Below are 25,629 nucleotides of genomic sequence, written 5' to 3'. Positions count from 1 at the left end.
CGTTACGCCAGCGACGCCATAATGTGCGCCCGCAGCCACTGGTGGGCCGGATCGCGGTGGCTGCGCTCATGCCATAACATCACCATCTCGAAGCCCGGTACGGCCAGCGGCGCTTCCTGTACCTGCAGGGCGGGATTGCCGCGCGCCAGCCGTTCCGGCAGCATCGCCACCAGATCGCTGGCCAGCAGCGCCGAAATGGCAAACAGAAAATGCGGCACCGACAGCACCACCCGGCGCGACAGCCCCGCTTCCGCCAGCGTTTTATCGGTCACGCCGTAAAAACCGCCGCCGTCCGGCGATACCATCACATGCTCCAGCGCGCTGAACGCCGCCGGCGTCAGCGGCGCCGCCAGCGCCGGATGCCCGGCACGGCCCGCCAGCACATAGCGTTCGCTGAACAGCCGCCGCTGCCGCAGCCCCGGCGGCGCATCGTCCAGCGTGTGCAGCGCCAGATCGATATCGCCGTTTTCCGCCCCTCTGGCTATCTGCGCCGGCGCAACCTCCATCACAGCCAGCCGGCTGCCCGGCGCGGCCTGACGCAGCGTGCGCAGCGCCGGCAACAGAATCGTCGATTCGCCATAGTCAAACGCCGCCACCCGCCAAGTGTGGCTGGCCTGCGCCGGATCGAACGGGCTGCCCGGCTGCACCGCCTGCTCCAGCGTCGCCAGCGCCTGCCGTAGCGGTTCGCGCAGCGCCAGGGCGCGCTGCGTCGGCCGCATGCCGCGTGGCCCCGGCAGCAGCAGCGGGTCGTGGAAGATCTCGCGCAGCTTGGCCAGATGAACGCTCACCGCTGGCTGCGACACATGCAGCCGCTGCGCGGCGCGGGTAACGTTATTTTCCGCCAGCAGCACGTCCAGCGTCACCAACAGGTTAAGATCCAGCCGCTTGAAATTATCCATGCTTATACCTGGAATATCTGAAATTAATTTCTAATATACCTCAGCGGCGCCTACTCTGCAGTCTCTGACCATCACGGAGAGTACAGCATGAAGATACTACTGGTTTACGCCCACCCGGAGCCGCATTCACTGAACGGCGCGCTGAAAGACTTTACCGTCAGCCACCTGCGGGAGGCCGGCCATCAGGTGCAGGTTTCCGATCTGTACGCCATGCGCTGGAAAAGCCTCCTCGACGCCGACGATAATCTGGCGGCCCAGACCGACGCGCCGTTTAACCCGTCGCTGGATTCTCAGCGGGCGTTCGCCAACGGCACGCAGAGCCAGGATATCGCCGCCGAGCAGGAAAAACTGCTCTGGGCGGACGTGCTGATTCTGCAGTTTCCGCTGTGGTGGTTCTCGATGCCGGCAATCATGAAAGGCTGGGTGGATCGGGTCTACGCCAACGGCTTTGCCTATGGCGTGGGGGAACACTCTGACGCACGCTGGGGCGACCGCTACGGCGAAGGCACGCTGGCGGGCAAGCGCGCCATGCTGATCGTCACCGTCGGCGGCTGGGAGTCGCACTACGCCGCGCGCGGCATCAACGGACCGATTGAGGATATTCTGTTCCCGATTCAGCACGGTATTCTGCACTTTCCCGGCTTCGCGGTGCTGCCGCCGCAGGTGATCTACCGCAGCGACCGTATGGATGACGAGCGCTTTACCGAGCTGCGCAACCAGTTGGCGCAGCGCCTCGACGGCCTGGCGCATACGCCGCCGATTCCGTTCCGGCGGCAGAACGGCGGCGACTATGAGATCCCGGCGCTGACGCTGCGCGCGGATCTCGCCCCGGGGCAAAGTGGATTTGGCGTGCATCGTGAATAAACAGGGATCGACAGGCAAAAAAAAAGCCAGCACCCGAGCTGGCTTGAAAAATAATACTGGAAGCAATGTGAGCAATGTCGTGCCTTTCACGTCTGTGCCGCAGGGAGCGGCCTTCCGTGAACGACCAGCTGATGATAATGGTTCTCAATATCAGCTGTAAAGCTTTTTATTGAGAATTTTTCTCATCTCCATAGCAACATTGTGCAATTACCAGGCAGGGAACGGGTCGGCCATCTCCCTCCAGTACTCCACTCCCGCCGCCATCTCCGCATCGCTCAGCAGGCAGGCATCCAGCCGACGCACGATCTCCGCCTGCGGCAGGTGCTGGCCGATAAACACCAGCTCCTGCCGCATATCGCCGAACGGTTCGACCCAGCGCTGCAGAATCTGCGCCCGCGTCTCATCGTCCTGCGGCCACTTCTCCTGCGGGATGGCGCGCCAGAACAGCCCGGCAAGGCCATAGCGGGCAATGCCGCCGGCCTGGCTCCACTGGCCGGCGTGCTGCGGCCGCGTCGCCAGCCAGAAAAAGCCTTTCGAACGCAGCAGGTTGCCGCCGCCCCAGTCGCCGTTAATCAGGCGGTAGAACCTGTCCGGCGCAAACGGCCGACGGGCGCGGTAGACAAAGCTGCTGATGCCGTAGTTTTCCGTTTCCGGCAGGTGCTCGCCGCGCAGCTCCTTCAGCCAGCCGGGCGCGCGCTGCGCCCGTTCAAAGCTGAAGCGACGGGTGTTGAGCACCTCGTCCAGCGGCAGCGTGCCCGGGGCGATCGGGATAATTTTTGCTTCGGTATTGAGGCTGGCCAGCGCCGCCGTGACCTCCGCCAGCTGTTGCGGCGTCAGCAGATCGGTTTTACTCACCAGTATCACGTCGCAAAACTCGATCTGTTCAATCAGCAGGTCCGCCACGCTGCGCAGGTCATCCTCCCCCAGGCTTTGTCCGACTTCCTGCAGGCTGGCCGCCTGCTGGTACTGAGCCAGGAAGTTAACGCCGTCCACCACCGTCACCAGCGTGTCCAGCCGGGCAAACTGCGACAGGCTCTCACCCGCCTCATCCTCAAAGGTAAAGGTCTCCGCCACCGGCAGCGGCTCCGAAATGCCGCTGGATTCGATCAGCAGGTAGTCGAAGCGCCCGGCCTGCGCCAGCTCACGCACCGATACCAGCAGATCCTCCCGCAGGGTGCAGCAGATGCAGCCGTTGCTCATTTCCACCAGCTTTTCCTGCTGCCGGTCGAGGGTGATTTCATTAGTCAGCAGCGCAGCATCAATATTCACCTCGCTCATATCATTGACGATCACCGCCACGCGCATGCCCTGGCGGTTGTTCAGTATATGGTTAAGCACCGTGGTTTTACCGGCGCCGAGAAAACCGGACAGTACCGTAACCGGCAGTGGTTGCATGGCCGTCTCCCTAAAATTCATTGCGTAATGCCTGATAGCCGCGCACCAGTTCGACGTTGGTGGCGGCCACCTCTTCAGAAAATTGCAGCGCGTCGCGATCGACCCGGCCGTAGCGCGACAGGTCGCAGTCCGCGCCGACCCGCTCGGTGGAGGGGATATAGCACTGCTCCGGCAGCGTCACGCCGTCCACCACCGCGTTGTAGCGCACCACGCAGCCGCGGCGCAGGTGGCAGTTGAACAGCACGCTGTTAAAGCCGACGAACACCCGCTCGTCGATGCGGCACGGCCCGTGCACAATGGCGCGGTGGGCGATGGAGCTGTAGCTGCCGATGGTTACCGCCGCGCCGCTTTTGGAATGGATCACCACGCCGTCCTGAATATTGGCGTGGGCGCTGATAACGATCGGCGCCATATCGCCGTCGGCGTTCAGCTCATCGGCGCGGATCACCGCGTAAGGTCCGACGTAAACGTAATCGCCGATAATCACCCGCCCGCAGATAATCGCGGTGGGATCGATATAGGCTTTGGCGGAGACCTGCGGCAGATGGCCGCTGGGATTTTTACGCAGCATCCGCGCCCTCCCGCCAGCTCAACTGGGCCACCGCGTTATGGGCGTGCAGGCTCTCCTGATGCTCCACCCGCACGCTGAAGGCGCGGTAGCAGCAGGCGCGGCGCAAGGCGTCATGCAGACGGCGCGCGGCGTCTTCACAGAACATCAGGTTGCGGCCGTTGGCCAGCGCAAACGCCTGCTCGTCCTGACGCTTGACCAGCGTCTGCACCGGCGTCCCCAGCGCCTGCTCGATGCGGTCGATCAGCGAGATCGCCGGCAGCACTTTTTCATCGCCGGACAGGGTCACGGTCACCCACGCCCAGCTGCGCTGGCTGTGCGGCGTCGCCGGCATGCCGTGCGCGCCCAGCCAGTCAAACACCTGCTGCACCTCGAGCGCCCCGTCATCCGTCTCGATATCCACCAGAAACTGCTGCTGCGCCGCCTGACGGCTGAGGGCCGCCGACGCCGGGCAGGTCGATGAATAAGGCACGCCGACCTGCAGCGTCAGCATCGGCCGGCGCTCCAGCGTCGCGCTGATGTGCAGCGGGTAGCTTTTCCAGCCGCGCTGCGGGCTGAGCAGCGCCGCACGCGACAGCAGCAGCTCGCCGCCGATCTCCAGCCGCACCCGCTCGCTGTCCGCAGTTTGCGACTGTAAACACGCCGCCAGCGTATTGATGATGCGCCGCGGCGTCAGTTCGCCCTGCGTCAGCGCATCCAGCGTCAGATACAAACGCGACATATGAATGCCGCGCGCGCCGTCGCGGTTGGCGCAGACGCTGACGCCGACGCTTACTTCGGCATTGAACGGACGCCCCGCCACCTCCAGCGGCAGCGCAATGCCCTGCATGCCCACCCAGTCAAGGGCGATATCGCTCAGCTCGCCGCGCCCGCTCTGCACGTCCGGCAGCGGCTGCCGGTAAGCCATGGCCGTGTTTCCCATATTTCCCCTGCAGTTGTTGGTAACCAGGCGAAAACGGTAACATGAAATAGATATGTTATAACATAACAATTTACTTTTTTTCCCCGCCTGCGCGCCGCCGGCAGGCAGGTTGCTCAATCAAGCCGCAGAAAAATCGACGTTTTTATCTGAAGAATTGGGCAGTTCGCCAGAGTACGGTACACTAACGCTATCGCTTATTAACCCATGAAGCCTCTATGCGTGGTTTACCCATTTGGATCCTGTCGTTATGCCTCGGCAATTCGCTGCTGGCCGCCGCTGCGGCTGCGCCCGCCGCCAACGCGCCGGCGCCCCTGCCGGACGTGCATCGCAGCGGTTTTGTCTATTGCGTCAACGGCATCCTGAACACTTTTAATCCGCAGATGGCCAGCAGCGGCCTGACGGTCGATACGCTGGCGGCGCAGCTGTACGATCGCCTGCTGGACGTTGACCCCTATACCTACCGGCTGATTCCGGAGCTGGCGCAGCGCTGGGAGGTGCTGGACAACGGCGCCACCTACCGCTTCCACCTGCGCAAGGACGTGCCGTTCCAGCACACCGCCTGGTTTACGCCAACCCGCAAGATGAACGCCGACGATGTGGTGTTCAGCTTTGAGCGGGTGTTTAACCACAAGCACCCGTACCACGACGTCAACGGCGGCGACTACCCGTACTTCGACAGTCTGCAGTTCTCCGACTCGGTGCAGAGCGTGAAAAAGCTCGACAACTACACCGTCGAGATCCGCCTGCAGGCGCCGGACGCCTCGTTCCTGTGGCATCTGGCCACCCACTATGCGCCGGTGCTGTCGGCGGAGTACGCCGATAACCTGAGCAAGGCGGGCGACCAGCAGTTGATCGACCGCGAGCCGGTCGGCACCGGGCCTTTCCTGCTGAATGAATACCGCTCCGGGCAATATATCCGCCTGGCGCGCAACGAAGCCTACTGGAAAGGCGAGCCGCGCATGGCGCAGGTGGTGATCGATCTCGGCGCCGGCGGCACCGGCCGGCTGTCGAAACTGCTGACCGGCGAATGCGACGTGCTGGCCTATCCGGCCGCCAGCCAGCTTTCCATTCTGCGCGACGACCCACGCCTGCGCCTGACGCTGCGCCCGGGGATGAACATCGCCTATCTGGCCTTCAATACCCGCAAGCCGCCGTTCAATAATCTCAAGGTGCGGCAGGCGATCGCGCTGGCGATCAACAACCAGCGCCTGATGCAGTCGATTTACTACGGCACCGCCGAAACCGCCGCGTCGATTCTGCCGCGCGCCTCCTGGGCGTATGACAACGACGCGCACGTCACCGCCTACGATCCGCAGCAGGCGCGCCGCATGCTGAAAGAGGCCGGCGTCGATAATCTGCAGCTGAAGCTGTGGGTGCCGACCGCTTCACAGTCCTATAACCCCAGCCCGCTGAAAACCGCAGAGCTGATCCAGGCCGATCTGGGCCAGGTCGGCGTGCACGTGACCATCGTGCCGGTAGAGGGCCGCTTCCAGGAGGCGCGGCTGATGGAGATGAACCACGATCTCACCCTGACCGGCTGGGCCACCGACAGTAACGACCCGGACAGCTTCTTCCGGCCGCTGCTGAGCTGCGCGGCAATCCGCTCGCAAACCAACTATGCTCACTGGTGCGACCCCGGTTTTGATGAAACGCTGCAAAACGCCCTGCTGTCGCAACAGCTGGCGCAGCGCATCGAAAGCTACCGCCAGGCGCAGAAAATTCTGGAGCAGCAGTTGCCGGTGCTGCCGCTGGCGTCATCGCTGCGCCTGCAGGCCTACCGTTATGATATTAAAGGGCTGGTGCTCAGCCCCTTCGGCAACGCGTCATTCGCCGGCGTGTATCGTGAAACGGCGGAGGGAGAAAAACCGTGATTATCTTTACTCTGCGCCGCTGTCTGCTGCTGATTATCACCCTGTTTTTCCTGACGCTGGTGGGCTTCAGCCTGAGCTATTTCACCCCGCACGCACCGCTGAGCGGCGCCGGGCTGTGGGACGCCTACCAGTTTTACTTCACCAGTCTGCTGCACTGGGACTTCGGCGTGTCCAGCATTAACGGCCAGGCGATCGGCGAACAGCTGCGCGAAGTGTTCCCGGCCACCATGGAGCTGTGCATTCTGGCCTTTGCCCTGGCACTGTTTATCGGCATTCCGCTCGGCATTATCGCCGGCGTGATGCGCGGCAAATGGCAGGATACCGCCATCAGCACCTTTGCGCTGCTGGGCTTCTCCATGCCGGTGTTCTGGCTGGCGCTGCTGCTGATGCTGTTCTTCTCGCTGCATCTGGGCTGGCTGCCGGTTTCCGGCCGCTTCGATCTACTGTATCAGGTGCAGCCAGTCACCGGTTTTGCGCTGATCGACGCCTGGCTGTCCGACTCGCCGTACCGCAGCGAGATGATCGCCAGCGCGCTGCGCCATATGATTTTGCCGATCGCCGCGCTGGCGGTAGCGCCGACCACCGAAGTGGTGCGGCTGATGCGCATCAGCACCGACGAGGTGTTCGGCCAGAACTATATCAAGGCGGCGGCCACCCGCGGCCTGTCGCGCTTTACCATTATCCGCCGGCACGTGCTGCACAACGCGCTGCCGCCGATCATCCCGAAGCTGGGGCTGCAGTTCTCCACTATGCTGACGCTGGCGATGATCACCGAGGTGGTCTTCAGCTGGCCGGGGCTGGGCCGCTGGCTGATTAACGCCATCCGTCAGCAGGATTACGCCGCCATTTCCGCCGGCGTGATGCTGGTCGGTTCACTGGTCATCACCATCAACGTGCTGGCCGATATTCTGGGTGCGGCAACCAACCCATTGAAACATAAGGAATGGTATGCCCTTCGATAACGTATACCGCGAAAAGAAAATGCCGAGCCCGCTGCGCTATACCTGGCGGATCTTTTACGGCGACGCGCTGGCGATGATCGGTTTCTACGGCGTGATTGCGCTGGTGCTGCTGTCGCTGTTCGGCAGCCTGCTGGCGCCCTATGCGCTCGATCAGCAGTTCCTCGGCTATCAGCTGCTGCCGCCCTCCTGGTCGCGCTACGGCAACGTCTCGTTCTTCCTCGGCACCGACGATCTGGGACGCGACCTGCTGAGCCGTCTGCTGACCGGCACCACCGCCACCTTCGGCTCGGCGCTGGTGGTGACGCTGGGCGCCGCCTTCTTCGGGGTGATCCTCGGGGTGCTGGCCGGCGTGACCCACGGCCTGCGCTCGGCGGTGCTGAACCATATTCTCGACACCCTGCTGTCGATCCCTTCGCTGCTGCTGGCGATCGTGGTGGTGGCGTTTATCGGCCCGAAACTGGAGCACGCCATGCTGGCGGTATGGCTGGCGCTGTTGCCGCGCATGGTGCGCACCATCTACAGCGCGGTGCATGACGAGCTGGAAAAAGAGTACGTGGTGGCGGCGCGGCTGGACGGCGCCTCGACCCTGCAGATCCTGTGGTATGCGGTGCTGCCCAATATCGCCGCGGTGCTGGTGACCGAATTCACCCGCGCGCTGTCGATGGCGATCCTCGATATCGCCGCGCTCGGCTTCCTCGACCTCGGCGCGCAGCTGCCGTCGCCGGAATGGGGCGCCATGCTCGGCGATTCGCTGGAGCTGGTGTACGTCGCCCCCTGGGCGGTGATGCTGCCCGGCGCCGCCATCCTGATCAGCGTATTGCTGATCAACCTGTTGGGCGATGGCATGCGCCGCGCCATCAATGCGGGAGTGGAATAATGCCGTTGCTCGATATCCGCAATCTGACGATTGAATTTATGACCGCCGACGGGCCGGTCAAGGCGGTGGACCGCGTCAGCATGACGCTGAGCGAAGGTGAAGTGCGCGGCCTGGTGGGCGAATCCGGCTCCGGCAAGAGCCTGATCGCCAAGGCGATCTGCGGCGTCACCAAAGACAACTGGCGCGTCACCGCCGACCGCCTGCGCTTTGACGACATCGACCTGCTGCAGCTGACGCCGCGCGAACGCCGTAAACTGGTGGGCCACAACGTCTCGATGATTTTCCAGGAGCCGCAGTCCTGTCTCGACCCGTCGGAAAGCATCGGCCGGCAGCTGGCGCAGGCGATCCCCGGCTGGACCTATAAAGGCCGCTGGTGGCAACGCTTTAACTGGCGGCGTCGCCGGGCGATTGAGCTGCTGCACCGCGTCGGCATTAAAGATCATGACGACATTTTGGGCAGTTTTCCCTATGAACTGACCGAGGGCGAGTGTCAGAAAGTGATGATCGCCATCGCGCTGGCCAACCAGCCGCGCCTGCTGATCGCCGATGAGCCGACCAATGCGATGGAACCCACCACCCAGGCGCAGATTTTCCGCCTGCTGGCGCGGCTGAATCAAAACAACAACACCACCATTTTGCTGATCAGCCATGACCTGCAGATGATGAGCAAATGGGCCGACCGGGTTAACGTGCTCTACTGCGGCCAGACGGTGGAAAGCGCCCGCTGCGAGGAGTTGCTGGCGGCGCCGCACCATCCGTATACCCAGGCGCTGATCCGCGCCATGCCGGATTTCGGCCGCTCGCTGCCGCACAAAAGCCGGCTCAATACCCTGCCGGGGGCGATCCCCTCGCTGGAGCACCTGCCCATCGGCTGTCGGTTGGGGCCGCGCTGCCCTTACGCGCAGAAAAAATGCATCGAAACCCCGCGCCTGCGGGCGGTGAAAAATCACCTGTTCGCCTGCCACTTCCCGCTCAATATGGAGGAACAGTGAGATGGAAACGCTATTGGAAGTGCGCAACCTGAGCAAAACCTACCGCTACCGCAGCGGTCTGTTCCGTCGCCAGCACGTCGAGGCGGTCAGGTCGGTGAGCTTTACCCTGCGCGAGCGCCAGACGCTGGCGATTATCGGTGAAAACGGTTCGGGCAAGTCCACGCTGGCGAAGATGCTGTCCGGCATGGTGGAGCCAAGCGCCGGCGAACTGCTGATCGACGACCATCCGCTGAGCTACGGCGACTACCGCTACCGCAGCCAGCGCATCCGCATGATTTTTCAGGATCCGAGCACCTCGCTCAATCCGCGTCAGCGCATCGGTCAGATCCTGGACGCCCCGCTGCGGATGAATACCGATCTGGAACCGCTGGAGCGCGAGCGGCGCATCAACCAGACGCTGCGCCAGGTCGGCATGCTGCCGGACCACGCCTATTATTACCCGCATATGCTGGCCTCCGGCCAGAAACAGCGCGTGGCGCTGGCGCGGGCGCTGATCCTGCAGCCGAAGGTGATCGTCGCCGATGAGGCACTGGCCTCGCTGGATATGTCGATGCGCTCGCAAATCATCAACCTGATGCTGGAACTGCAGGAGAAGCACGGCATCTCCTACATCTACGTCACCCAGCACCTGGGGATGATGAAGCATATCAGCGATCAGGTACTGGTGATGCATGAGGGGGAAATCGTCGAACGCGGCAGCACCGCCGAGGTGCTGGCGGCGCCGCTGCACGAGCTGACCAAGCGGCTGATCGCCAGCCACTTCGGCGAGGCCCTGACCGCCGACGCCTGGCGGCGCGACGGCGGCGGCCGCTGATGGCCACACGTCCGGGCGGCCTCGGCGTCGCCCGGACGGCGCGCGGTTTATGCGTCAGGCGCAAATACAAATTACATTTTTGTGATATATCCTTATATTTTATTCCCTTCAGTTATTGATTAGCACGTAACATTATTTTATCTCGCTATTCGAATCAGTGAAGATATCCCTACGTTGAGTTGATTAAACAACAGGATATCTCACTGATGACGAGTCCACGCCTCAGGGAACAACCGCGCCAACCTCACAATAGCCAGTGGTATCATGAGACCCAGCGCAGCGTACGCGGCTATCTGCCGCTGGAGCCGCAGGCCGCTCTGATACGCGATCGCTTTTTACTGGGGCTGGGCGAGTTCACTGACCCGGCATTGAATCAGGCGCTGATCGCCCGCGCGCCGGTGTTTGGCGCCTCGCTGGCCTGTTGTCACGTGCTGTTTCCCGAGCAGGTTGCGCTATCGCGCCACGTGACACTGTCACCCTACGATCGCCTCTGTACCGCGCTGACGGTGGCGCAGGTCACCGGCGTGCAGTCGCTGTGTAGCCACTACGCCGCCCGCCTCGCCCCGCTCGACAGCCCCGACGCCTCCCGTGAAAGTAATATCCGCCTAGCGCAAATCACCCAATACGCCCGCCAGCTTGCCACCCAGCCCACGCTGATCTGCCGTAAGGCGCTGCAGCAGCTGAGCGACGTCGGCCTGAGCGTGGCGGATATCGTTTCCTTCGTGCAGATAATCGGCTTTGTCAGCTATCAGGCGCGGGTGGTCGCCGGCATCGCCGCGCTGGCGGGCCGTCCCGCGGCGGTGGCGCCGGGCTTCACCACCCAGCAGGACGCCGAGCCGCTGCGCCTCGACCAACGCCCGCCAATCTGGCAGGCACGCCTGGCGCCGCTGCAGCCCGCCGAGGCGGCGGCCGAACAGCTGGACGTGCTGGACCAGAGCCACCCGGACGCGCGTACGGAGGATTACTACCTGCTGCTGGCCCACGATGCCGCCGCCCTGCGCGAGCGCAACGGCGTCTTTAACGGTATTCATGGCGGCAATAATGATGAAGAGAACGGCCGGCTGATGGCGCTGGCGGCGCTCTGCGCCTCGCGCATCAACGGCAGCCGTTACTGCGCCGCCGGCGTAGCGGCGGATCTGCAGCACCCGCCGCTGGTGCACGCCCTGTGCGACAGCATCGACGACGGCTATCAGCGCGCGACGCCCCGGCAACAGGCGGTGATTCAGGTCAGCAGCGCGTTAACCCGCAGCCCGGAAAAGTTTACCCCGCACAGCGTACAGCCGCTGTTTCAGCAGGATGTGACGCAGGCACAGGCGCTGGACCTGATATTGACCAGCGCGCTGTATGCCTGGGAAAACCGTCTGCGCTATAGCCTGGGCGATACCCTGGCCGCCGGCGCGCAGCAAGAAGACGCGTAGTTTACTGCAGCAGCCAGCTCTTGGCGGCGTCAAAGAAGTGCTGGGCCAACGGCGTCGCCCGGCCCGGCTCGGCAATCACCACCGCCGCGTGGCGCGACATCGGTGCAATGGCGATCGGCCGCCGCTGCAGCTGCGGCGTCATTTCCGGCAGTAAATTGCCGCGCGGGAAGATGCCGCAGCCCAGACCGACGAAAATCCCCTGCACCAGCTGCAGCAGCGAGCTGGTTTCCAGCCGCGTATGCAGCGTTAGCCCGGCTTCGCGGAAATTTTGATCGATATAACGGCGGAAGTAGCGCGACGGCTCGGCCAGACACAGCGGCAGCGCGGCCACCTCGTGCAGCGTCAGCGGCGCATCCCCCACCAGCTGCGGGAAATGCTGCGGATGGAACAGCAGATCGATGCCGCTGTCCTCCAGCGGCTGCGACTGAAAATGCAGCTCGTGCAGCGTCTGCAGCTCGAAAAAGCCGATGCCGATATCCACCGTATGGGCGGTCAGGGCCTCCAGCAGCTGATCGGCGCTGAGCACCGAGACGCGAAAGTCCAACTGCGGAAATTTGGCGCTGACCGATTTAAGCAGCTGCGCCAGCGTGATGCTGCACTGCGGCACCGCGCCAATCACCAGCGTGCCGTTCACCCCGTGCTTGAGCGACGCCACCTCCAGCTTCAGCCCCTGATACACCGAGACGATTTCCCGCGCCCAGGCCAGCACGCGCTCGCCTTCGGCGGTAAAGCCTTCGAAATTATTGCCGCGGTTGATTAACGCCACGCCCAGCTCTTTTTCCAGATTTTTCAGCCGCATGGACAGCGTCGGCTGGCTGACGAAGCTGGCTTCCGCCGCCCGGCCGAAATGGCGTTCGCGCTCAAGGTTACACAGATAAATCAGCTGCTTAATATCCATTAATTTGCTCGGATGATGATTTCTGAAATCAGTATATCATTAAGCGCCGAAAAGCGGACCCGCACTGCGTCAGCCGGGCCCGGGCGGGAGGCGTTATAGTTTGAGTTTGACGTAATCCGCCAGGCGTGAGAAGACGCCGCCCTGATTCACCGGCTGCAGCGCCACCAGCGGCAGCGTCGCCAGCTGCCGGCCGTTGTCGCTGAGGCGCACTTCCCCGACGGTCTGTCCCGCCTTCAGCGGCGCTTCCAGACGCTTGTCATTCAGTACATACTGGGCTTTCAGCTTCTCCATCTCGCCTTTCGGCAGGCTGAGGACGTGATCCTGACTGACGCCCACCTGCACCTGCGATTTATCGCCGTACCAGACCGCCTCATTACCCAGCGCGGCGCCGGCCTTGAACACCTGAACGGTGTCAAAGTCACGCAGCCCCCAGGTCAGCAGCTTACGCGCCTGCTCTTCACGCCCCTTCGAGCTTTTACCGCCCATCACCACCGCGATCATCCGGCGGTTGCCCTCGGTCGCGGAGGCGATAATGTTGAAGCCCGCCGATGCCGTGTGGCCGGTTTTCAGGCCGTCGACGTGCAGCGTTTTATCCCACAGCAGGCCGTTGCGGTTCTGCTGGGTGATGCCGTTCCAGGTCAGCGATTTTTCGCTGTACATATGGTACTCCTCCGGCTCGCTCAGGATGATCGCCCGCGCTATCTGCGCCAGGTCGCCGGCGGTGGTGAACTGCCCCGGCGCATCCAGGCCGTGCACCGTTTCAAAGTGGGTGTTTTTCAGCCCCAACTGCGCCGCTTTTTGGTTCATCAGCTGTACAAAGGCCGACTGGCTGCCGGCTACGTAGTCAGCCATCGCCACGCAGGCGTCATTGCCGGAGTCGATAATAATGCCGCGGCTGAGATCGCGCACCGTGACCCTGTCACCTGGTTTTAAAAACATCAGCGAAGAGCCTTTGAACACCGGATTGCCGGCGCCCCAGGCGTCCTGACCCACCGTCACCACGTCGTCCAGGCTGATTTTATGCTGGTCCAGCGCATGGTCGACCACCAGCCCGGTCATCAGTTTGGTCAGACTGGCGGGGTTGCGCCGCTCATCGGCATGATCCTGCGCCAGGATCTGGCCGGTCACCGAGTCCATCAGGACATACGAAGCCGCATCGATTGCCGGCGGAGTCAGCGCCACACTCTGCGCCGGCGCTGCCGCCGCCTGGGCTGCCAGCGGCAGTAACATTCCACATACAACGGCCAATACACTAGGCTTCACAAATATATCCTCTTCATATCATTCTATTTTAGCCGGGCTAGACTGCACCAAACGGCGCGGCAGCGGAATCGCCAGTCTTTTGCAGCAGATAACAGAGTGCAACCATTTGTATGCGTTACTCCCGCCCGGTAATAAACCGCGTCTATGGCGCCATTGGCACAGTTTATTAGACGCCCACCGCGCGTCTGCCTACACTGGCGCCGATCATCAGCAAATATTTAAAAATAATTTCACCTTTTCATTACAAACACCTGCGGCGAATAATAAGATGAAATTCAAACCTGCAATCAAACCCTACACCTCACCGGCCGGCGGCTGGGGCGCATTAGCCTCCACCACCCGTTACCTGCGCGACAGCAAGCAGGTGCTGAAAAATATCCGCAACCTGCTGCGCGTCAATCAGGCGCGCGGTTTCGACTGCCCGGGATGCGCCTGGGGCGATGACAGCCACAGTACCTTCAACTTTTGCGAGAACGGCGCCAAGGCGGTCAGCTGGGAAGCCACCCGTCAGGCGGTGACGCCGGCGTTTTTCGCCGCCCACAGCGTCAGCACGCTACGCCGCCAGAGCGACTATTTTCTCGAATATCAGGGGCGGCTGACCCATCCGATGCGCTACGACGCCGCCAGCGACCATTACCGCCCTGTCTCATGGCAAGAGGCCTTCGCGCTGATCGCACAGCATATCGCGCGCCTGGACAACCCGTCGCAGCTGGAGCTGTATACCTCCGGCCGCGCCAGCAATGAAGCGGCCTACGTCTATCAACTGTTCGGCCGCATGCTGGGCACCAGCAACTTTCCCGACTGCTCCAATATGTGCCACGAAGCCAGCGGCATCGGGCTGAAACAGAGCATCGGCGTCGGAAAAGGCACCGTGCGCCTGGATGACTTTAATCAGGCCGACGCCATCTTCGTATTTGGCCAGAACCCCGGCACCAACCACCCGCGCATGCTGCACAGCCTGAAGCAGGCGGCCGACCGCGGCGCGCGCATCGTCAGCTTCAATACCCTGCGCGAGCGCGGGCTGGAGCGCTTCGCCGACCCGCAAAGCCCGCTGCAGATGCTGACGCCGGCCGCCACGTCCATCAGTTCCGCCTATTATCAGCCGAAACTGGGCGGCGATATGGCGGCGGTGCGCGGCATGGTGAAGGCGCTGCTGGAAACCCACCGTCAGCAGCTGGCGGACGGCCTGCCGCCGCTGTTTGATATGGCGTTTATCGAGCAGCATACCGTCGGCGTCACCGCCTATCTGGCGCAGGTTGACGCCTGCCGCTGGGAGACGCTCGTCGCCCAGTCCGGCCTGAGCGAGGCGCAGCTGCGCGAGGCGGCGTCGATTTATCAGGGCGCCAAACGGGTGATTTGCACTTGGGCGATGGGCATTACCCAGCACAAACACTCGGTGGCGACGGTGCGCGAGATCGCCAACCTGCAGCTGCTGTTCGGCCAGTTGGGCAAGCCGGGCGCCGGCCTGTGCCCGGTGCGCGGCCACAGCAACGTGCAGGGCAACCGCACGGTCGGCATCGACGAGAAGGCGCCGGCGGCGCTGCTCGACAGCCTGGCGCAACACTTTAACTTCAGCCCCAACCGCCAGCCCGGCCATAACACGGTGCAGGCCATTGAGGCGATGCTGCGCGGCGAGGTCAAGGTGCTGCTGGCGCTCGGCGGCAATCTGGCCGCCGCCGCGCCGGACAGCGAGCGCACCGCCCGCGCCCTGCAAAACTGCGCGCTGACGGTGCAGATCAGCACCAAGCTGAACCGCAGCCACCTGTACGTCGGTAACGATGCGCTGATCCTGCCGACGCTGGGACGCACCGAACAGGATATTCAGGCCGGCGGCGCGCAGTTTATTACGGTGGAGGACTCGTTCAGCATGGTGCATGCGTCGGAGGGCATCAGCCCGCCGCTGGCGACGACCCAGCGCTCGGAAACCGCCATCGTCTGCGGCATCGCCGACGCGGTGCTGGGCAACCAGCGTCTCGACTGGCAGGCGCTGGCGGCGGATTACGGCCTGATCCGCGAGCATATCGCCGCCACGCTGCCCGGCTTTGACAACTTTAACCAGCGCTGTGAGATCCCCGGCGGCTTCTATCTGGGCAACGCCGCCGCCGAACTGCGCTTCGCCACCCCCAGCGGCAAGGCGGAGTTCAGCGCCGCCCCGCTGCCGGCGCAGCGCTCGCCGGCGGAGGACGGCGCGCCGGACGCCTTCACCCTGCAGACGCTGCGCTCCCACGACCAGTACAACACCACCATTTACGGGCTGGACGACCGCTACCGCGGCGTGTACGGCCAGCGCGAGGTGCTGTTTATCAACCCGGAGGATCTGGCGCAGCTGGGGCTGAGCGAGGGGGAGCACGTCGAGATTGAGACCCGCTGGCATGACGGCATTACCCGCCGGGTCAGCGGCTTCAAACTGGTCAGCTACGCCATTCCGCGCGGCAACCTGGCGGCCTACTACCCGGAAACCAACCCGCTGGTGCCGCTGTCGAGCTTTGGCGACGAAACCGGCACGCCGACCTCGAAATCCGTTCCGGTTGTTATCAGACGTTGCCAGATGTTACCGTCGGGCACACGCCTCCTGTAAGACAGGGTATACTCGGCACAGCGTCACAGATCAGGCAGCAAGGAGAAAAACGATGCCTCTGAACGATTTATTAAACCTGCCGGGCGTTACTGCCCAGCCGGAAAACGCCACCGACGGCTATGTGTTTAACCACACCATGATCCGCGTAAAGGATCTGAGCAAAGCGCTGGATTTCTATACCCGCGTGCTGGGCTTTACGCCGGTGTACAAAGAAGACTTCGCCGAAGCGGCGTTCACCATCGTGTATCTGGCCCGCGTACCGCGCGACCAGATCCCGCAGGACGACGAGCAGCGCAAACAGTGGGCGCTGAGCCAGCCGGGGATCCTCGAGCTGACGCACAACCACGGCACAGAAACGCAGCCGGACTTCAGCTACCATAACGGCAACGGCGAGCCGCGCGGCTTCGGCCACCTGTGCGTCACCGTGCCGGACGTGCGCGCCGCCTGCGAGCGTTTTGAGCAGATGGGCGTCACCTTCCAGAAACGCCTGCACGAAGGGCGGATGAACTACGTGGCATTTATCAAAGATCCGGACGATTACTGGATTGAGATCCTGCAGCCGACGCCGCTGCAGGCATAACGGCCCCGCCGTCCCGGCCCCACACGGCCGGGACGCTTTCCCCCTCGCCCGCAGAATGGGCAAAAATAGCCCGCCCGGCCGGGAAAAGCGTGACGTCAGGCTTGCCCGCAGCGGGTGATTCGCGTAAAACTGTCAGCCGCAAATCTTGCCACTCACAACCCATTCACTGGACGATATGTTTCAAGATAACCCGCTGCTGGCGCAGCTTAAACAGCAACTTCACTCTCAGACCCCGCGCGTTGAAGGCGTGGTAAAAGGTACTGAGAAAGGCTTTGGCTTTCTTGAGGTAGACGGTCAAAAGAGCTATTTCATCCCACCGCCGCACATGAAAAAAGTCATGCACGGGGATCGCATCGTCGCCACGCTGCATACGGAAAAAGAGCGTGAAATCGCCGAGCCGGACTCGCTGGTCGAGCCGTTCCTGACGCGCTTTGTCGGCCGGGTGCAGAAAAAGGACGACCGCCTGTCGATCGTGCCGGACCATCCGTTGCTGAAGGACGCCATTCAGTGCCGCCCCGCGCGCGGCCTGAGCCACGACTTCCAGGCCGGTGACTGGGCGGTGGCCGAGATGCGCCGTCACCCGCTCAAGGGCGACCGCACCTTTTACGCCGAACTGACGCAGTACATCACCCACGCCGATGACCACTTCGTGCCGTGGTGGGTGACGCTGGCGCGCCACAATCTGGAGAAAGAAGCGCCGGAGATGGCGGCAACCCACGCTCCAAACGACGCGCTGCCGCGTGAAGATCTGACCGCGCTGAATTTCGTCACCATCGACAGCGCCAGCACCGAGGATATGGACGACGCCCTGCTGGTGCAGGAGAACGCCGACGGTACGCTGCAGCTGACCATCGCCATCGCCGATCCGACCGCCTTTGTTGACGAGGGCAGCGCGCTGGACGATATCGCCCGCGTCCGCGCCTTCACCAACTACCTGCCGGGCTTCAATATCCCGATGCTGCCGCGCGATCTGTCCGACAACCTGTGCTCGCTGCGCGCCAATGAGCGCCGTCCGGTGCTGGCCTGTCGCGTCACCCTCGCCGCCGACGGCGCGCTCGGCGACGATATTCACTTCTTCGCCGCCGAGATCGAATCGAAAGCCAAACTGGTGTACGACGAAGTCTCCGACTGGCTGGAAGGCATCGGCGACTGGCAGCCGCCAAGCGACGCCATCGCACAGCAGATCACCCTGCTCCAGCGCGTCTGCGCCGCGCGCAGCGCCTGGCGTCACCAGCATGCGCTGGTGTTCAAGGACCGGCCGGACTACCGCTTCGTGCTGGGCGAACAAGGCGAAGTGCTGGATATCATCACCGAGCAGCGCCGCATCGCCAACCGCATCGTGGAAGAGTGCATGATCGCCGCCAACGTCTGCGCCGCCATCGTGCTGCGCGACCGCCTGGGCTTCGGCATCTACAACGTGCATAACGGCTTCGACCCGGCGCTGGTTGAGCAGGCGGTCACCGTGCTGCAGGCCAACGGCGTGGAAGCCGATGCCGGCAAGCTGCTGACGCTGGACGGCTTCTGCGAGCTGCGCCGTCATCTGGACGCCCAGCCGACCCAGTTCCTCGACAGCCGCATCCGCCGTTTCCAGACCTTTGCGGAGATCAGCACCGAGCCAGGTCCGCACTTTGGCCTGGGGCTGGAAGCCTACGCCACCTGGACCTCGCCAATCCGTAAATACGGCGATATGGTCAACCATCGCCTGCTGAAAGCGATCATCAGCGGCCAGCCGGCGGAAAAACCGCAGGACGCCATGACGCTGCAGCTGGCGGAACGCCGCCGCGCCAACCGCATGGCGGAACGCGACGTCGGCGACTGGCTGTATGCCCGCTTCCTGCAGGACAAAGCCGGCACCGATACCCGCTTCAATGCGGAGATTATCGACGTGACGCGCGGCGGCCTGCGCGTACGCCTGCTGGATAACGGCGCGGTCGCCTTTATCCCGGCGCCGTTTATCCATGCGGTGCGCGATGAGCTGGTGTGCAGCCAGGATACCGGCAGCGTGCAGGTGAAAGGCGAAGTGGTTTACCGCCAGAGCGATACGCTGCAGGTCAACATTGCGGAAGTCCGCATGGAAACCCGCAACGTGATCGCCAAGCCGGCGGCGTAAGCCTCCGCACTCCCCTCCGGGAGTACAAACATGACCAGGCCGGGCTGACGCCCGGCCTTTTTATTGGCCGCCGACGGTGTTTCATCACATTGTTTTTACAATAAAGCAATACTAGCCTCACATTTCTTCGCCGAACGACTTCTTTTCCCGCCTAAAACTCCTATTTTTAAGCTGTATTCATTACCCATAACAACATCTCTGTTTATCTCTCTGCACACCAAGGAGTTGTTTACCATGAAGAACGTCAAGTCCGGAATTATCTGGCTGGTGGTGGCGTTAGTCGGTGCCGGCGCGTTCGCCATGCTGGCGCTCAGCCGCGGCGAACACGTGAATGCGGTCTGGCTGGTGGTGGCGTCCGTCGCCTGTTACAGCATCGCCTACCGCTTCTACAGCCTGTTTATCGCCAAGAAGGTGTTCGAACTGGATGACCGCCGGCTGACGCCCGCCGAACGGCACAACGACGGCCTGGACTACGTGCCCACCAACAAGTGGGTGCTGTTCGGCCACCACTTTGCCGCCATCGCCGGCGCCGGCCCGCTGGTCGGCCCGATACTGGCCGCGCAGATGGGCTTCCTGCCCGGCACCATCTGGATCCTGGTCGGCGTGATGATGGCCGGGGCGGTGCAGGATTTTCTGGTGCTGTTTATCTCCACCCGCCGCGACGGCCGCTCGCTGGGGGAGATGGCCAAACAGGAGCTGGGCGCCTTCGCCGGGGTGATCACCATGCTGGGGGCGCTGGGGGTGATGATCATCATCCTGTCGGCGCTGGCGCTGGTGGTGGTCAAAGCGCTGGCGGACAGCCCGTGGGGGCTGTTTACCATCGCCGCCACCATTCCTATCGCGCTGTTTATGGGCATTTACATGCGCTTTATCCGCCCCGGCAAAATTGCCGAGATCTCGCTGATCGGCTTTGTGCTGATGCTGCTGGCGATTATCTACGGCGGCAACGTGGCGCAGCACCCTTACTGGGGCCCGTTCTTTACCCTGCACGGCACCACGCTGACCTGGGTGCTGGTGATTTACGGCTTTGTCGCCTCGGTGCTGCCGGTCTGGCTGCTGCTGGCGCCGCGCGACTATCTGTCGACCTTTATGAAGATCGGCGTGATTATCGGTTTGGCGGTGGGCATCGTCTTCGCCATGCCGGAGCTGAAAATGCCGGCGGTATCGCGCTTTATTGACGGCAGCGGCCCGGTATTCTCCGGCGCGCTGTTCCCGTTCCTGTTTATCACCATCGCCTGCGGCGCCATCTCCGGCTTCCACGCGCTGGTATCCAGCGGCACCACGCCGAAACTGGTGGAGCGGGAAAGCCACATGCGCTTTATCGGCTACGGCGCGATGCTGATGGAATCCTTCGTCGCCATTATGGCGCTGATCTGCGCCTCGGTGCTGGATCCCGGCGTCTACTTCGCCATGAACTCGCCGGCGGCGCTGATCGGCACCACGGTGGAAAACGCCTCGCAGGTGATCAACGGCTGGGGCTTCGTGGTGACGCCGGACACGCTGGCGCTGATCGCCCAGGAAGTGGGCGAAAACTCGGTGCTGTCGCGCGCCGGCGGTGCGCCGACCTTTGCCGTCGGCATGGCGCATATTATCAGCGAGGTGTTCAACAGCCGCACGATGATGGCCTTCTGGTATCACTTCGCCATTCTGTTTGAGGCGCTGTTTATTCTGACCGCCGTCGACGCCGGCACCCGCGCCTGCCGCTTTATGGTGCAGGATCTGGTGGGCGTGGCGGTTCCGCGCCTGGCGAATAACCGCTCCTGGCTCGGCAACCTGGCCGGCACCACAGTGGCGGTGGCCGGCTGGGGCTTCTTCGTCTATCAGGGCGTTATCGACCCGCTCGGCGGCATCAATACCCTGTGGCCGCTGTTCGGCATCGGCAACCAGATGCTGGCCTCCATGGCGCTGATCCTCGGCACCGTGGTGCTGTTTAAAATGAAGAAGCAGCGCTACGCCTGGGTCACCATCGTGCCCACCGTCTGGCTGTTCATCACCTCGATGACCGCCGGCTGGCAGAAAATTTTCCACGAAAAGCCGAGCATCGGCTTCCTGGCGCAGGCGAAGAAATTCTCCGCCGGCATTGAGCAAGGGGAGATTATCGCGCCGGCCAAAACGCTGCAGGATATGCAGACCATCGTGTTCAGCAACCAGATTAACGCCGCGCTCTGCGGGTTCTTTATGCTGGTGGCCGTCACCATGCTGATCTCGGCCTTCTTCGTGATCCGCCGCGCGCTGCGCTCCAATACGCCGACGGTGCAGGAAAGCCCGGTGACGCTGCGGGAGGAAGCCCGCCAGGCCTGAAGCGCCGGTTAACCAGCATTGCCGTCAACCGGCGGCAATGCTTTCCCCGACCCACAGCGCACGCATGGAGATGACGGCGTGGGCATTACCCGCTACTCTATGGCGCAGTTTGCCTTAACCCGTTATCCAGGAAGCCGTTTATGTCTCACGCTGAATACAATCGCATTGGCGGTTGGCTGCTCGCCCCCATGGCCTATCTGATCGTTACCCTGCTCAGCGCCAGCCTGATGCTGGTGCTGTACGCGATGGCGATTATCACGCCGGAATCGCGCGACTATCTGCTGACCAACGCGCATGCTTTTACGCTGCAGTGGTATTTCTCCGTGCTGACGACGCTGGCGATGTGGGTCTTCACCCTGTGGCTGCTGTGGCTGTTCTGCCACCGCTCGCAGCGCTTTCCCAAACTGTTTCTGGTGTGGCTGCTGATTACCGTGCTGCTGGCGATTAAATCCTTCGCCTTCGCGCCGATTCCCGACGAAGTGGCGGTGCGCAGCCTGGGCTGGCCGCTGCTGATGGCGGCGATTTTTGTTCCTTATCTGCGCCGTTCGCAGCGGGTGAAACATACTTTTACCGAATAATTACAGTGGGAAACGCACGATCCGAACGGTTATTCGTGCGTTTTTTGACCAATTCACGGCAAAAATGTATTATCGCTGCGATTCATTGGTTGTCGTTCTACCGCTGATTTCCGATAATAAGCGGCTTTTCTTTTTTTAGGCGTTGCAATGACCGAATACCTGCTTCTTTTTGTCGGCACCGTACTGGTGAACAACTTTGTCCTGGTGAAGTTTCTTGGCCTGTGCCCGTTTATGGGCGTCTCCAAGAAGCTGGAGAGCGCCATCGGCATGGGCATGGCGACCACCTTTGTGATGACGATGGCTTCCATCAGCTCCTGGGTGATCAACACCTTTATTCTGGTGCCGCTCGATCTGATCTACCTGCGCACGCTGGCATTTATCCTGGTTATCGCCGTGGTGGTGCAGTTCACCGAAATGGTGGTGCGTAAAACCAGCCCGGCGCTGTACCGTCTGTTAGGCATCTTCCTGCCGCTGATCACCACCAACTGCGCGGTGCTCGGCGTAGCGCTGCTCAATATCAACCTGGGCTACAACTTCCTGCAGTCCGCCGTCTACGGCTTTAGCGCCGCGGCGGGCTTCTCGCTGGTGATGGTGCTGTTCGCCGCCATCCGTGAGCGTCTGGCGGTTGCCGATGTGCCTGCGCCGTTCCGCGGCTCCTCCATCGCGCTGATCACCGCCGGGCTGATGTCTCTGGCCTTTATGGGCTTTACCGGTCTGGTGAAATTCTAATGAGCGCGTTGTGGATTGCCATTGCGGCATTAAGCGCCCTCGGGCTGCTGTTTGGCGTGGTGCTCGGCTTTGCCGCGCGCCGTTTTGAAGTGGAAGAAGATCCGGTTGCCGAGCAGATCGACGAAATCCTGCCCCAGAGCCAGTGCGGCCAGTGCGGCTACCCCGGCTGCCGTCCCTACGCCGAGGCGGTCGCCAACGGCGAGATGATCAACAAATGCGCCCCGGGCGGCGAGCAGGTGATGCTGAAGCTGGCCGAACTGCTCAACGTTGAACCCCAGCCGCTGGACGGCGGCGAAGAAGTCGCCCAGCCGGTACGCAAAGTGGCGTTTATCGACGAAGCCAACTGCATCGGCTGCACCAAATGTATTCAGGCCTGCCCGGTCGACGCTATCGTCGGCGCCACCCGCGCCATGCATACCGTTATTGCCGATCAGTGCACCGGCTGCGACCTGTGCGTCGCGCCGTGCCCGACAGACTGTATTGAAATGGTGCCGGTCGCCGCCACCACCGCCAACTGGAAATGGGATATGAAAACTATCCCGGTGCAAGTCATTCACGTGGAGCAACATGTTTAATCTGTTCACCGCCTTTAAAAAAGATCGCATTTGGGATTTCGACGGCGGGATCCATCCACCTGAAATGAAGACGCAGTCCAGCGGCGCCCCGCTGCGCACCGCCCCGCTGCCCGATACCTTTATTATTCCGCTGCAGCAGCACCTGGGGCCGGAAGGCGAACTGCTGGTACAGGCCGGCGACAGCGTACTGAAAGGCCAGCCGTTGACCATGGGCCGCGGCCGTACGCTGCCGGTGCATGCGCCGACCTCCGGTACGGTGATCGCCATCAAACCGCATATCACCGCTCACCCGTCCGGCCTGGCCGAACTGTGCGTGATTATCCGCCCCGACGGCGAAGACCGCTGGTGTGAACGTCAGCCGGCGGCCGACTTCCGCCAGCTGGCGGCGGACGAACTGATTCAGCGCATTCATCAGGCCGGCATCGCCGGGCTGGGCGGCGCCGGCTTCCCCACCGCCAGTAAGCTGCAGGGCGGCGCTCACGGCGTGGAAACGCTGATCCTCAACGCCGCCGAGTGCGAACCCTATATCACCGCCGACGACCGCCTGATGCGCGAGTGCGCGGAAGAAATTCTGCAGGGCACCGATATTCTGCGCCATCTGCTGCAGCCCAAAACGACGCTGATCGGCATCGAAGACAATAAGCCGGAGGCCATCGCCGCGCTCAAAGAGGCGCTGCGCGCGCATCCGGACATCGGTCTGCGGGTGATCCCGACCAAATACCCGTCCGGCGGCGCCAAACAGCTGACCAAGATCCTGACCGGCAAAGAGGTGCCGCACGGCAAACACTCTTCCGCCATCGGCGTGCTGATGCAAAACGTCGGCACCGCCTTCGCCATTAAGCGCGCCATCGTCGACGGCGAACCGTTAATCGAACGCGTGGTCACGCTGACCGGTGAGGCGCTGAGCCAGCCGGGCAACCTGTGGGCGCGCATCGGCACCCCGGTGGAACATCTGCTGAAATTCGCCGGCTTCCGGCCACAAAGCCAACAGATGGTGGTGATGGGCGGCCCGCTGATGGGCTTCACCCTGCCCGCGCTGAACGTGCCGATCGTTAAAATCAGCAACTGTCTGCTGGCGCCGAGCGTCGATGAGATGGCGCCGCAGGAGCCGGAACAGTCCTGTATCCGCTGTGGACTGTGCGTCGACGCCTGTCCGGCCGGCCTGTTGCCGCAGCAGCTGTACTGGTTCAGCCGCGGCCAGGAACACGACAAGGCGCGCCAGCACAATCTGTTTGACTGCATCGAGTGCGGCGCCTGCGCCTATGTATGTCCGAGCAATATTCCGCTGGTGCAGTATTACCGCCAGGAGAAGGCGGAGATCAAGGCGATCGATCAGGAAGCGGCGCGCGCCGCCGAAGCCAAAGCCCGTTACGAAGCCAAACAGGCGCGCATGGAGCGCGAGAAACTGGCGCGTGAAGAGCGCCACAAAAAAGCGGCGGTCAAACTGACCGATAACGACCAAAGCGCCGTTCAGGCGGCGCTGGCGCGCGTACGCAGCAAAAACGACGCTGCGGTTGGCGAGGTGCAGCCAGGCGCCGCACCGGATAACAGCGCCGCCATCGCCGCCCGCGAGGCGCGCAAGGCGCAGGCGCGGGAGCGTAAAGCGCAACAGCAGGTTGATGCGCCGGCGGTTGACGCCGCCGAGGCTGACGATCCGCGTAAGGCCGCCGTGGCCGCCGCGCTGGCGCGGGTAAAAGCCAAAAAAGCCGCCCAGCAGGCGGACGACGCACCGGCTGAAGCACCGGCCCCGGTTGCTGCGGAAGAAACTGACCCGCGTAAAGCCGCCGTCGCTGCCGCCATCGCCCGCGCCAAGGCCAAGAAAGCAGCAGCCCAGCAGGCGGACGACGCGCCGGCTGAAGCACCGGCCCCGGTTGCTGCGGAAGAAACTGACCCACGTAAGGCCGCCGTCGCTGCCGCCATCGCCCGCGCCAAGGCCAAGAAAGCGGCAGCCCAGCAGGCAGACGACGCGCCGGCTGAAGCGCCAGCCGCTGCGGAAGAAACTGATCCGCGCAAGGCCGCCGTCGCTGCCGCTATCGCCCGCGCCAAGGCCAAGAAAGCGGCTGCTCAACAGGCAGACGACGCGCCGGCTGAAGCGCCAGCCGCTGCGGAAGAAACTGACCCGCGTAAGGCCGCCGTCGCTGCCGCCATCGCCCGTGTGAAGGCCAAAAAAGCCGCTCAACAGGAGGACGACGCGCCGGCTGAAGCGCCAGCCGCTGCGGAAGAAACTGACCCGCGCAAGGCCGCCGTCGCTGCCGCCATCGCCCGCGTAAAGGCCAAGAAAGCGGCGGCTCAACAGGCGGACGACGCGCCGGCTGAAGCGCCAGCCGCTGCGGAAGAAACCGACCCGCGCAAGGCCGCCGTCGCTGCCGCCATCGCCCGCGTGAAGGCCAAGAAAGCTGCCCAACAGGCGGAAACCGAGAAATAGCCCTGACCAA

At 62.9% G+C, this 25,629-nt stretch carries 21 protein-coding genes; 15 read left to right on the top strand and 6 right to left on the bottom strand.

Features of this window, described 5'->3' with window-relative positions; translation table 11 throughout:
• Nucleotides 1–2: 2 nt before the first annotated feature.
• Nucleotides 3–899, bottom strand: coding sequence for a LysR family transcriptional regulator (locus tag I6G83_RS17865; protein ID WP_054305007.1), 897 nt, complete (start codon nucleotides 897–899; stop codon nucleotides 3–5).
• Nucleotides 900–986: 87 nt separating this feature from the next.
• Between I6G83_RS17865 and I6G83_RS17860 the strand changes: the two genes are divergently transcribed.
• Entirely contained in the window at nucleotides 987–1,763 is a 777-nt protein-coding gene (locus tag I6G83_RS17860) for an NAD(P)H-dependent oxidoreductase (RefSeq protein ID WP_054305006.1), read from the top strand.
• Between the two features lie 207 nt (nucleotides 1,764–1,970).
• Here the strand turns inward: I6G83_RS17860 and zigA are convergent, their stop codons facing one another.
• Genes zigA through folE2 form a run of 3 tightly spaced genes read right to left on the bottom strand, consistent with a single transcriptional unit; the run spans nucleotide 1,971 to nucleotide 4,648 of the window.
• Nucleotides 1,971–3,158 carry a zinc metallochaperone GTPase ZigA gene (zigA, locus tag I6G83_RS17855; RefSeq protein ID WP_054305005.1) on the bottom strand — a complete coding sequence of 396 codons (1,188 nt, stop codon included), beginning with the start codon at nucleotides 3,156–3,158 and terminating at the stop codon, nucleotides 1,971–1,973.
• A 10-nt stretch (nucleotides 3,159–3,168) separates the two neighbouring features.
• Nucleotides 3,169–3,729, bottom strand: a complete 561-nt coding sequence (locus I6G83_RS17850) for an LbetaH domain-containing protein (RefSeq protein WP_054305004.1) — start codon at nucleotides 3,727–3,729, stop codon at nucleotides 3,169–3,171.
• The gene (gene folE2 / locus I6G83_RS17845) at nucleotides 3,719–4,648 is read right to left on the bottom strand and encodes a GTP cyclohydrolase FolE2 (protein ID WP_054305003.1); all 930 of its coding nucleotides are present in this window, start codon (nucleotides 4,646–4,648) and stop codon (nucleotides 3,719–3,721) included. The genes I6G83_RS17850 and folE2 overlap by 11 nt, the downstream gene beginning before the upstream one ends.
• Nucleotides 4,649–4,863: 215 nt before the next feature.
• Between folE2 and sapA the strand changes: the two genes are divergently transcribed.
• The 6 genes from sapA to I6G83_RS17815 all read left to right on the top strand — a co-directional run bounded on the left by sapA (nucleotide 4,864) and on the right by I6G83_RS17815 (nucleotide 11,582).
• Nucleotides 4,864–6,519: an ABC transporter substrate-binding protein SapA gene (sapA, locus tag I6G83_RS17840; RefSeq protein ID WP_054305002.1), complete on the top strand. Its 1,656-nt coding sequence runs from the start codon at nucleotides 4,864–4,866 to the stop codon at nucleotides 6,517–6,519.
• Nucleotides 6,516–7,481 carry a putrescine export ABC transporter permease SapB gene (sapB, locus tag I6G83_RS17835; protein ID WP_054305001.1) on the top strand — a complete coding sequence of 322 codons (966 nt, stop codon included), beginning with the start codon at nucleotides 6,516–6,518 and terminating at the stop codon, nucleotides 7,479–7,481. The genes sapA and sapB overlap by 4 nt, the downstream gene beginning before the upstream one ends.
• The gene (sapC, locus tag I6G83_RS17830) at nucleotides 7,468–8,358 is read left to right on the top strand and encodes a putrescine export ABC transporter permease SapC (protein WP_054305000.1); all 891 of its coding nucleotides are present in this window, start codon (nucleotides 7,468–7,470) and stop codon (nucleotides 8,356–8,358) included. The genes sapB and sapC overlap by 14 nt, the downstream gene beginning before the upstream one ends.
• Nucleotides 8,358–9,350, top strand: coding sequence for a putrescine export ABC transporter ATP-binding protein SapD (sapD, locus tag I6G83_RS17825; protein ID WP_054304999.1), 993 nt, complete (start codon nucleotides 8,358–8,360; stop codon nucleotides 9,348–9,350). Before sapC ends, sapD begins: the two co-directional genes overlap by 1 nt.
• A 1-nt stretch (nucleotide 9,351) precedes the next feature.
• Nucleotides 9,352–10,164, top strand: a complete 813-nt coding sequence (sapF, locus tag I6G83_RS17820) for a putrescine export ABC transporter ATP-binding protein SapF (protein ID WP_054304998.1) — start codon at nucleotides 9,352–9,354, stop codon at nucleotides 10,162–10,164.
• A 206-nt stretch (nucleotides 10,165–10,370) separates the two neighbouring features.
• Nucleotides 10,371–11,582, top strand: coding sequence for a CMD domain-containing protein (locus I6G83_RS17815; RefSeq protein ID WP_054305069.1), 1,212 nt, complete (start codon nucleotides 10,371–10,373; stop codon nucleotides 11,580–11,582).
• A gap of 1 nt (nucleotide 11,583) precedes the next feature.
• Here the strand turns inward: I6G83_RS17815 and I6G83_RS17810 are convergent, their stop codons facing one another.
• Both I6G83_RS17810 and dacD read right to left on the bottom strand, forming a co-directional pair.
• Nucleotides 11,584–12,480 carry a LysR family transcriptional regulator gene (locus I6G83_RS17810; RefSeq protein WP_054304997.1) on the bottom strand — a complete coding sequence of 299 codons (897 nt, stop codon included), beginning with the start codon at nucleotides 12,478–12,480 and terminating at the stop codon, nucleotides 11,584–11,586.
• Nucleotides 12,481–12,573: 93 nt separating this feature from the next.
• Nucleotides 12,574–13,743 (bottom strand): serine-type D-Ala-D-Ala carboxypeptidase DacD, encoded by a 1,170-nt coding sequence (dacD, locus tag I6G83_RS17805; RefSeq protein WP_054304996.1) that lies wholly within the window; start codon nucleotides 13,741–13,743, stop codon nucleotides 12,574–12,576.
• A gap of 268 nt (nucleotides 13,744–14,011) precedes the next feature.
• Between dacD and I6G83_RS17800 the strand changes: the two genes are divergently transcribed.
• The 8 genes from I6G83_RS17800 to rsxC all read left to right on the top strand — a co-directional run bounded on the left by I6G83_RS17800 (nucleotide 14,012) and on the right by rsxC (nucleotide 25,619).
• Nucleotides 14,012–16,321 (top strand): FdhF/YdeP family oxidoreductase, encoded by a 2,310-nt coding sequence (locus tag I6G83_RS17800; protein WP_054304995.1) that lies wholly within the window; start codon nucleotides 14,012–14,014, stop codon nucleotides 16,319–16,321.
• Between the two features lie 52 nt (nucleotides 16,322–16,373).
• Nucleotides 16,374–16,901 (top strand): lactoylglutathione lyase, encoded by a 528-nt coding sequence (gene gloA / locus I6G83_RS17795; protein ID WP_015672223.1) that lies wholly within the window; start codon nucleotides 16,374–16,376, stop codon nucleotides 16,899–16,901.
• Nucleotides 16,902–17,076: 175 nt separating this feature from the next.
• Entirely contained in the window at nucleotides 17,077–19,011 is a 1,935-nt protein-coding gene (locus I6G83_RS17790; protein ID WP_015672222.1) for an exoribonuclease II, read from the top strand.
• 234 nt (nucleotides 19,012–19,245) lie between these two features.
• Nucleotides 19,246–21,312, top strand: a complete 2,067-nt coding sequence (locus I6G83_RS17785; protein WP_062778949.1) for a carbon starvation CstA family protein — start codon at nucleotides 19,246–19,248, stop codon at nucleotides 21,310–21,312.
• Nucleotides 21,313–21,452: 140 nt separating this feature from the next.
• Nucleotides 21,453–21,890 (top strand): DUF2569 domain-containing protein, encoded by a 438-nt coding sequence (locus I6G83_RS17780; RefSeq protein ID WP_054306895.1) that lies wholly within the window; start codon nucleotides 21,453–21,455, stop codon nucleotides 21,888–21,890.
• A gap of 147 nt (nucleotides 21,891–22,037) precedes the next feature.
• Nucleotides 22,038–22,619, top strand: a complete 582-nt coding sequence (gene rsxA / locus I6G83_RS17775) for an electron transport complex subunit RsxA (protein WP_015672219.1) — start codon at nucleotides 22,038–22,040, stop codon at nucleotides 22,617–22,619.
• A complete protein-coding gene (rsxB, locus tag I6G83_RS17770) occupies nucleotides 22,619–23,194 on the top strand; it encodes an electron transport complex subunit RsxB (RefSeq protein WP_015672218.1) in 576 nt (191 codons plus the stop codon). The genes rsxA and rsxB overlap by 1 nt, the downstream gene beginning before the upstream one ends.
• Complete coding sequence (rsxC, locus tag I6G83_RS17765) at nucleotides 23,187–25,619, top strand: electron transport complex subunit RsxC (RefSeq protein ID WP_062778952.1); 2,433 nt, start codon at nucleotides 23,187–23,189, stop codon at nucleotides 25,617–25,619. Before rsxB ends, rsxC begins: the two co-directional genes overlap by 8 nt.
• Nucleotides 25,620–25,629: the final 10 nt, after the last annotated feature.

Source organism: Serratia rubidaea, assembly GCF_016026735.1.
Taxonomy (GTDB): domain Bacteria; phylum Pseudomonadota; class Gammaproteobacteria; order Enterobacterales; family Enterobacteriaceae; genus Serratia_B; species Serratia_B rubidaea.
This window is presented reverse-complemented; position numbering and strand designations above follow the sequence as displayed.

Bases quoted from the DNA above. Each gene is read 5' to 3' on its own strand.
- I6G83_RS17865 (WP_054305007.1), bottom strand. From the start codon at position 899: ATGGATAATTTCAAGCGGCTGGATCTTAACCTGTTGGTGACGCTGGAC.
- I6G83_RS17860 (WP_054305006.1), top strand. From the start codon at position 987: ATGAAGATACTACTGGTTTACGCCCACCCGGAGCCGCATTCACTGAAC.
- zigA (WP_054305005.1), bottom strand. From the start codon at position 3,158: ATGCAACCACTGCCGGTTACGGTACTGTCCGGTTTTCTCGGCGCCGGT.
- I6G83_RS17850 (WP_054305004.1), bottom strand. From the start codon at position 3,729: ATGCTGCGTAAAAATCCCAGCGGCCATCTGCCGCAGGTCTCCGCCAAA.
- folE2 (WP_054305003.1), bottom strand. From the start codon at position 4,648: ATGGGAAACACGGCCATGGCTTACCGGCAGCCGCTGCCGGACGTGCAG.
- sapA (WP_054305002.1), top strand. From the start codon at position 4,864: ATGCGTGGTTTACCCATTTGGATCCTGTCGTTATGCCTCGGCAATTCG.
- sapC (WP_054305000.1), top strand. From the start codon at position 7,468: ATGCCCTTCGATAACGTATACCGCGAAAAGAAAATGCCGAGCCCGCTG.
- sapD (WP_054304999.1), top strand. From the start codon at position 8,358: ATGCCGTTGCTCGATATCCGCAATCTGACGATTGAATTTATGACCGCC.
- sapF (WP_054304998.1), top strand. From the start codon at position 9,352: ATGGAAACGCTATTGGAAGTGCGCAACCTGAGCAAAACCTACCGCTAC.
- I6G83_RS17815 (WP_054305069.1), top strand. From the start codon at position 10,371: ATGACGAGTCCACGCCTCAGGGAACAACCGCGCCAACCTCACAATAGC.
- I6G83_RS17810 (WP_054304997.1), bottom strand. From the start codon at position 12,480: ATGGATATTAAGCAGCTGATTTATCTGTGTAACCTTGAGCGCGAACGC.
- I6G83_RS17800 (WP_054304995.1), top strand. From the start codon at position 14,012: ATGAAATTCAAACCTGCAATCAAACCCTACACCTCACCGGCCGGCGGC.
- gloA (WP_015672223.1), top strand. From the start codon at position 16,374: ATGCCTCTGAACGATTTATTAAACCTGCCGGGCGTTACTGCCCAGCCG.
- I6G83_RS17790 (WP_015672222.1), top strand. From the start codon at position 17,077: ATGTTTCAAGATAACCCGCTGCTGGCGCAGCTTAAACAGCAACTTCAC.
- I6G83_RS17785 (WP_062778949.1), top strand. From the start codon at position 19,246: ATGAAGAACGTCAAGTCCGGAATTATCTGGCTGGTGGTGGCGTTAGTC.
- I6G83_RS17780 (WP_054306895.1), top strand. From the start codon at position 21,453: ATGTCTCACGCTGAATACAATCGCATTGGCGGTTGGCTGCTCGCCCCC.
- rsxA (WP_015672219.1), top strand. From the start codon at position 22,038: ATGACCGAATACCTGCTTCTTTTTGTCGGCACCGTACTGGTGAACAAC.
- rsxB (WP_015672218.1), top strand. From the start codon at position 22,619: ATGAGCGCGTTGTGGATTGCCATTGCGGCATTAAGCGCCCTCGGGCTG.
- rsxC (WP_062778952.1), top strand. From the start codon at position 23,187: ATGTTTAATCTGTTCACCGCCTTTAAAAAAGATCGCATTTGGGATTTC.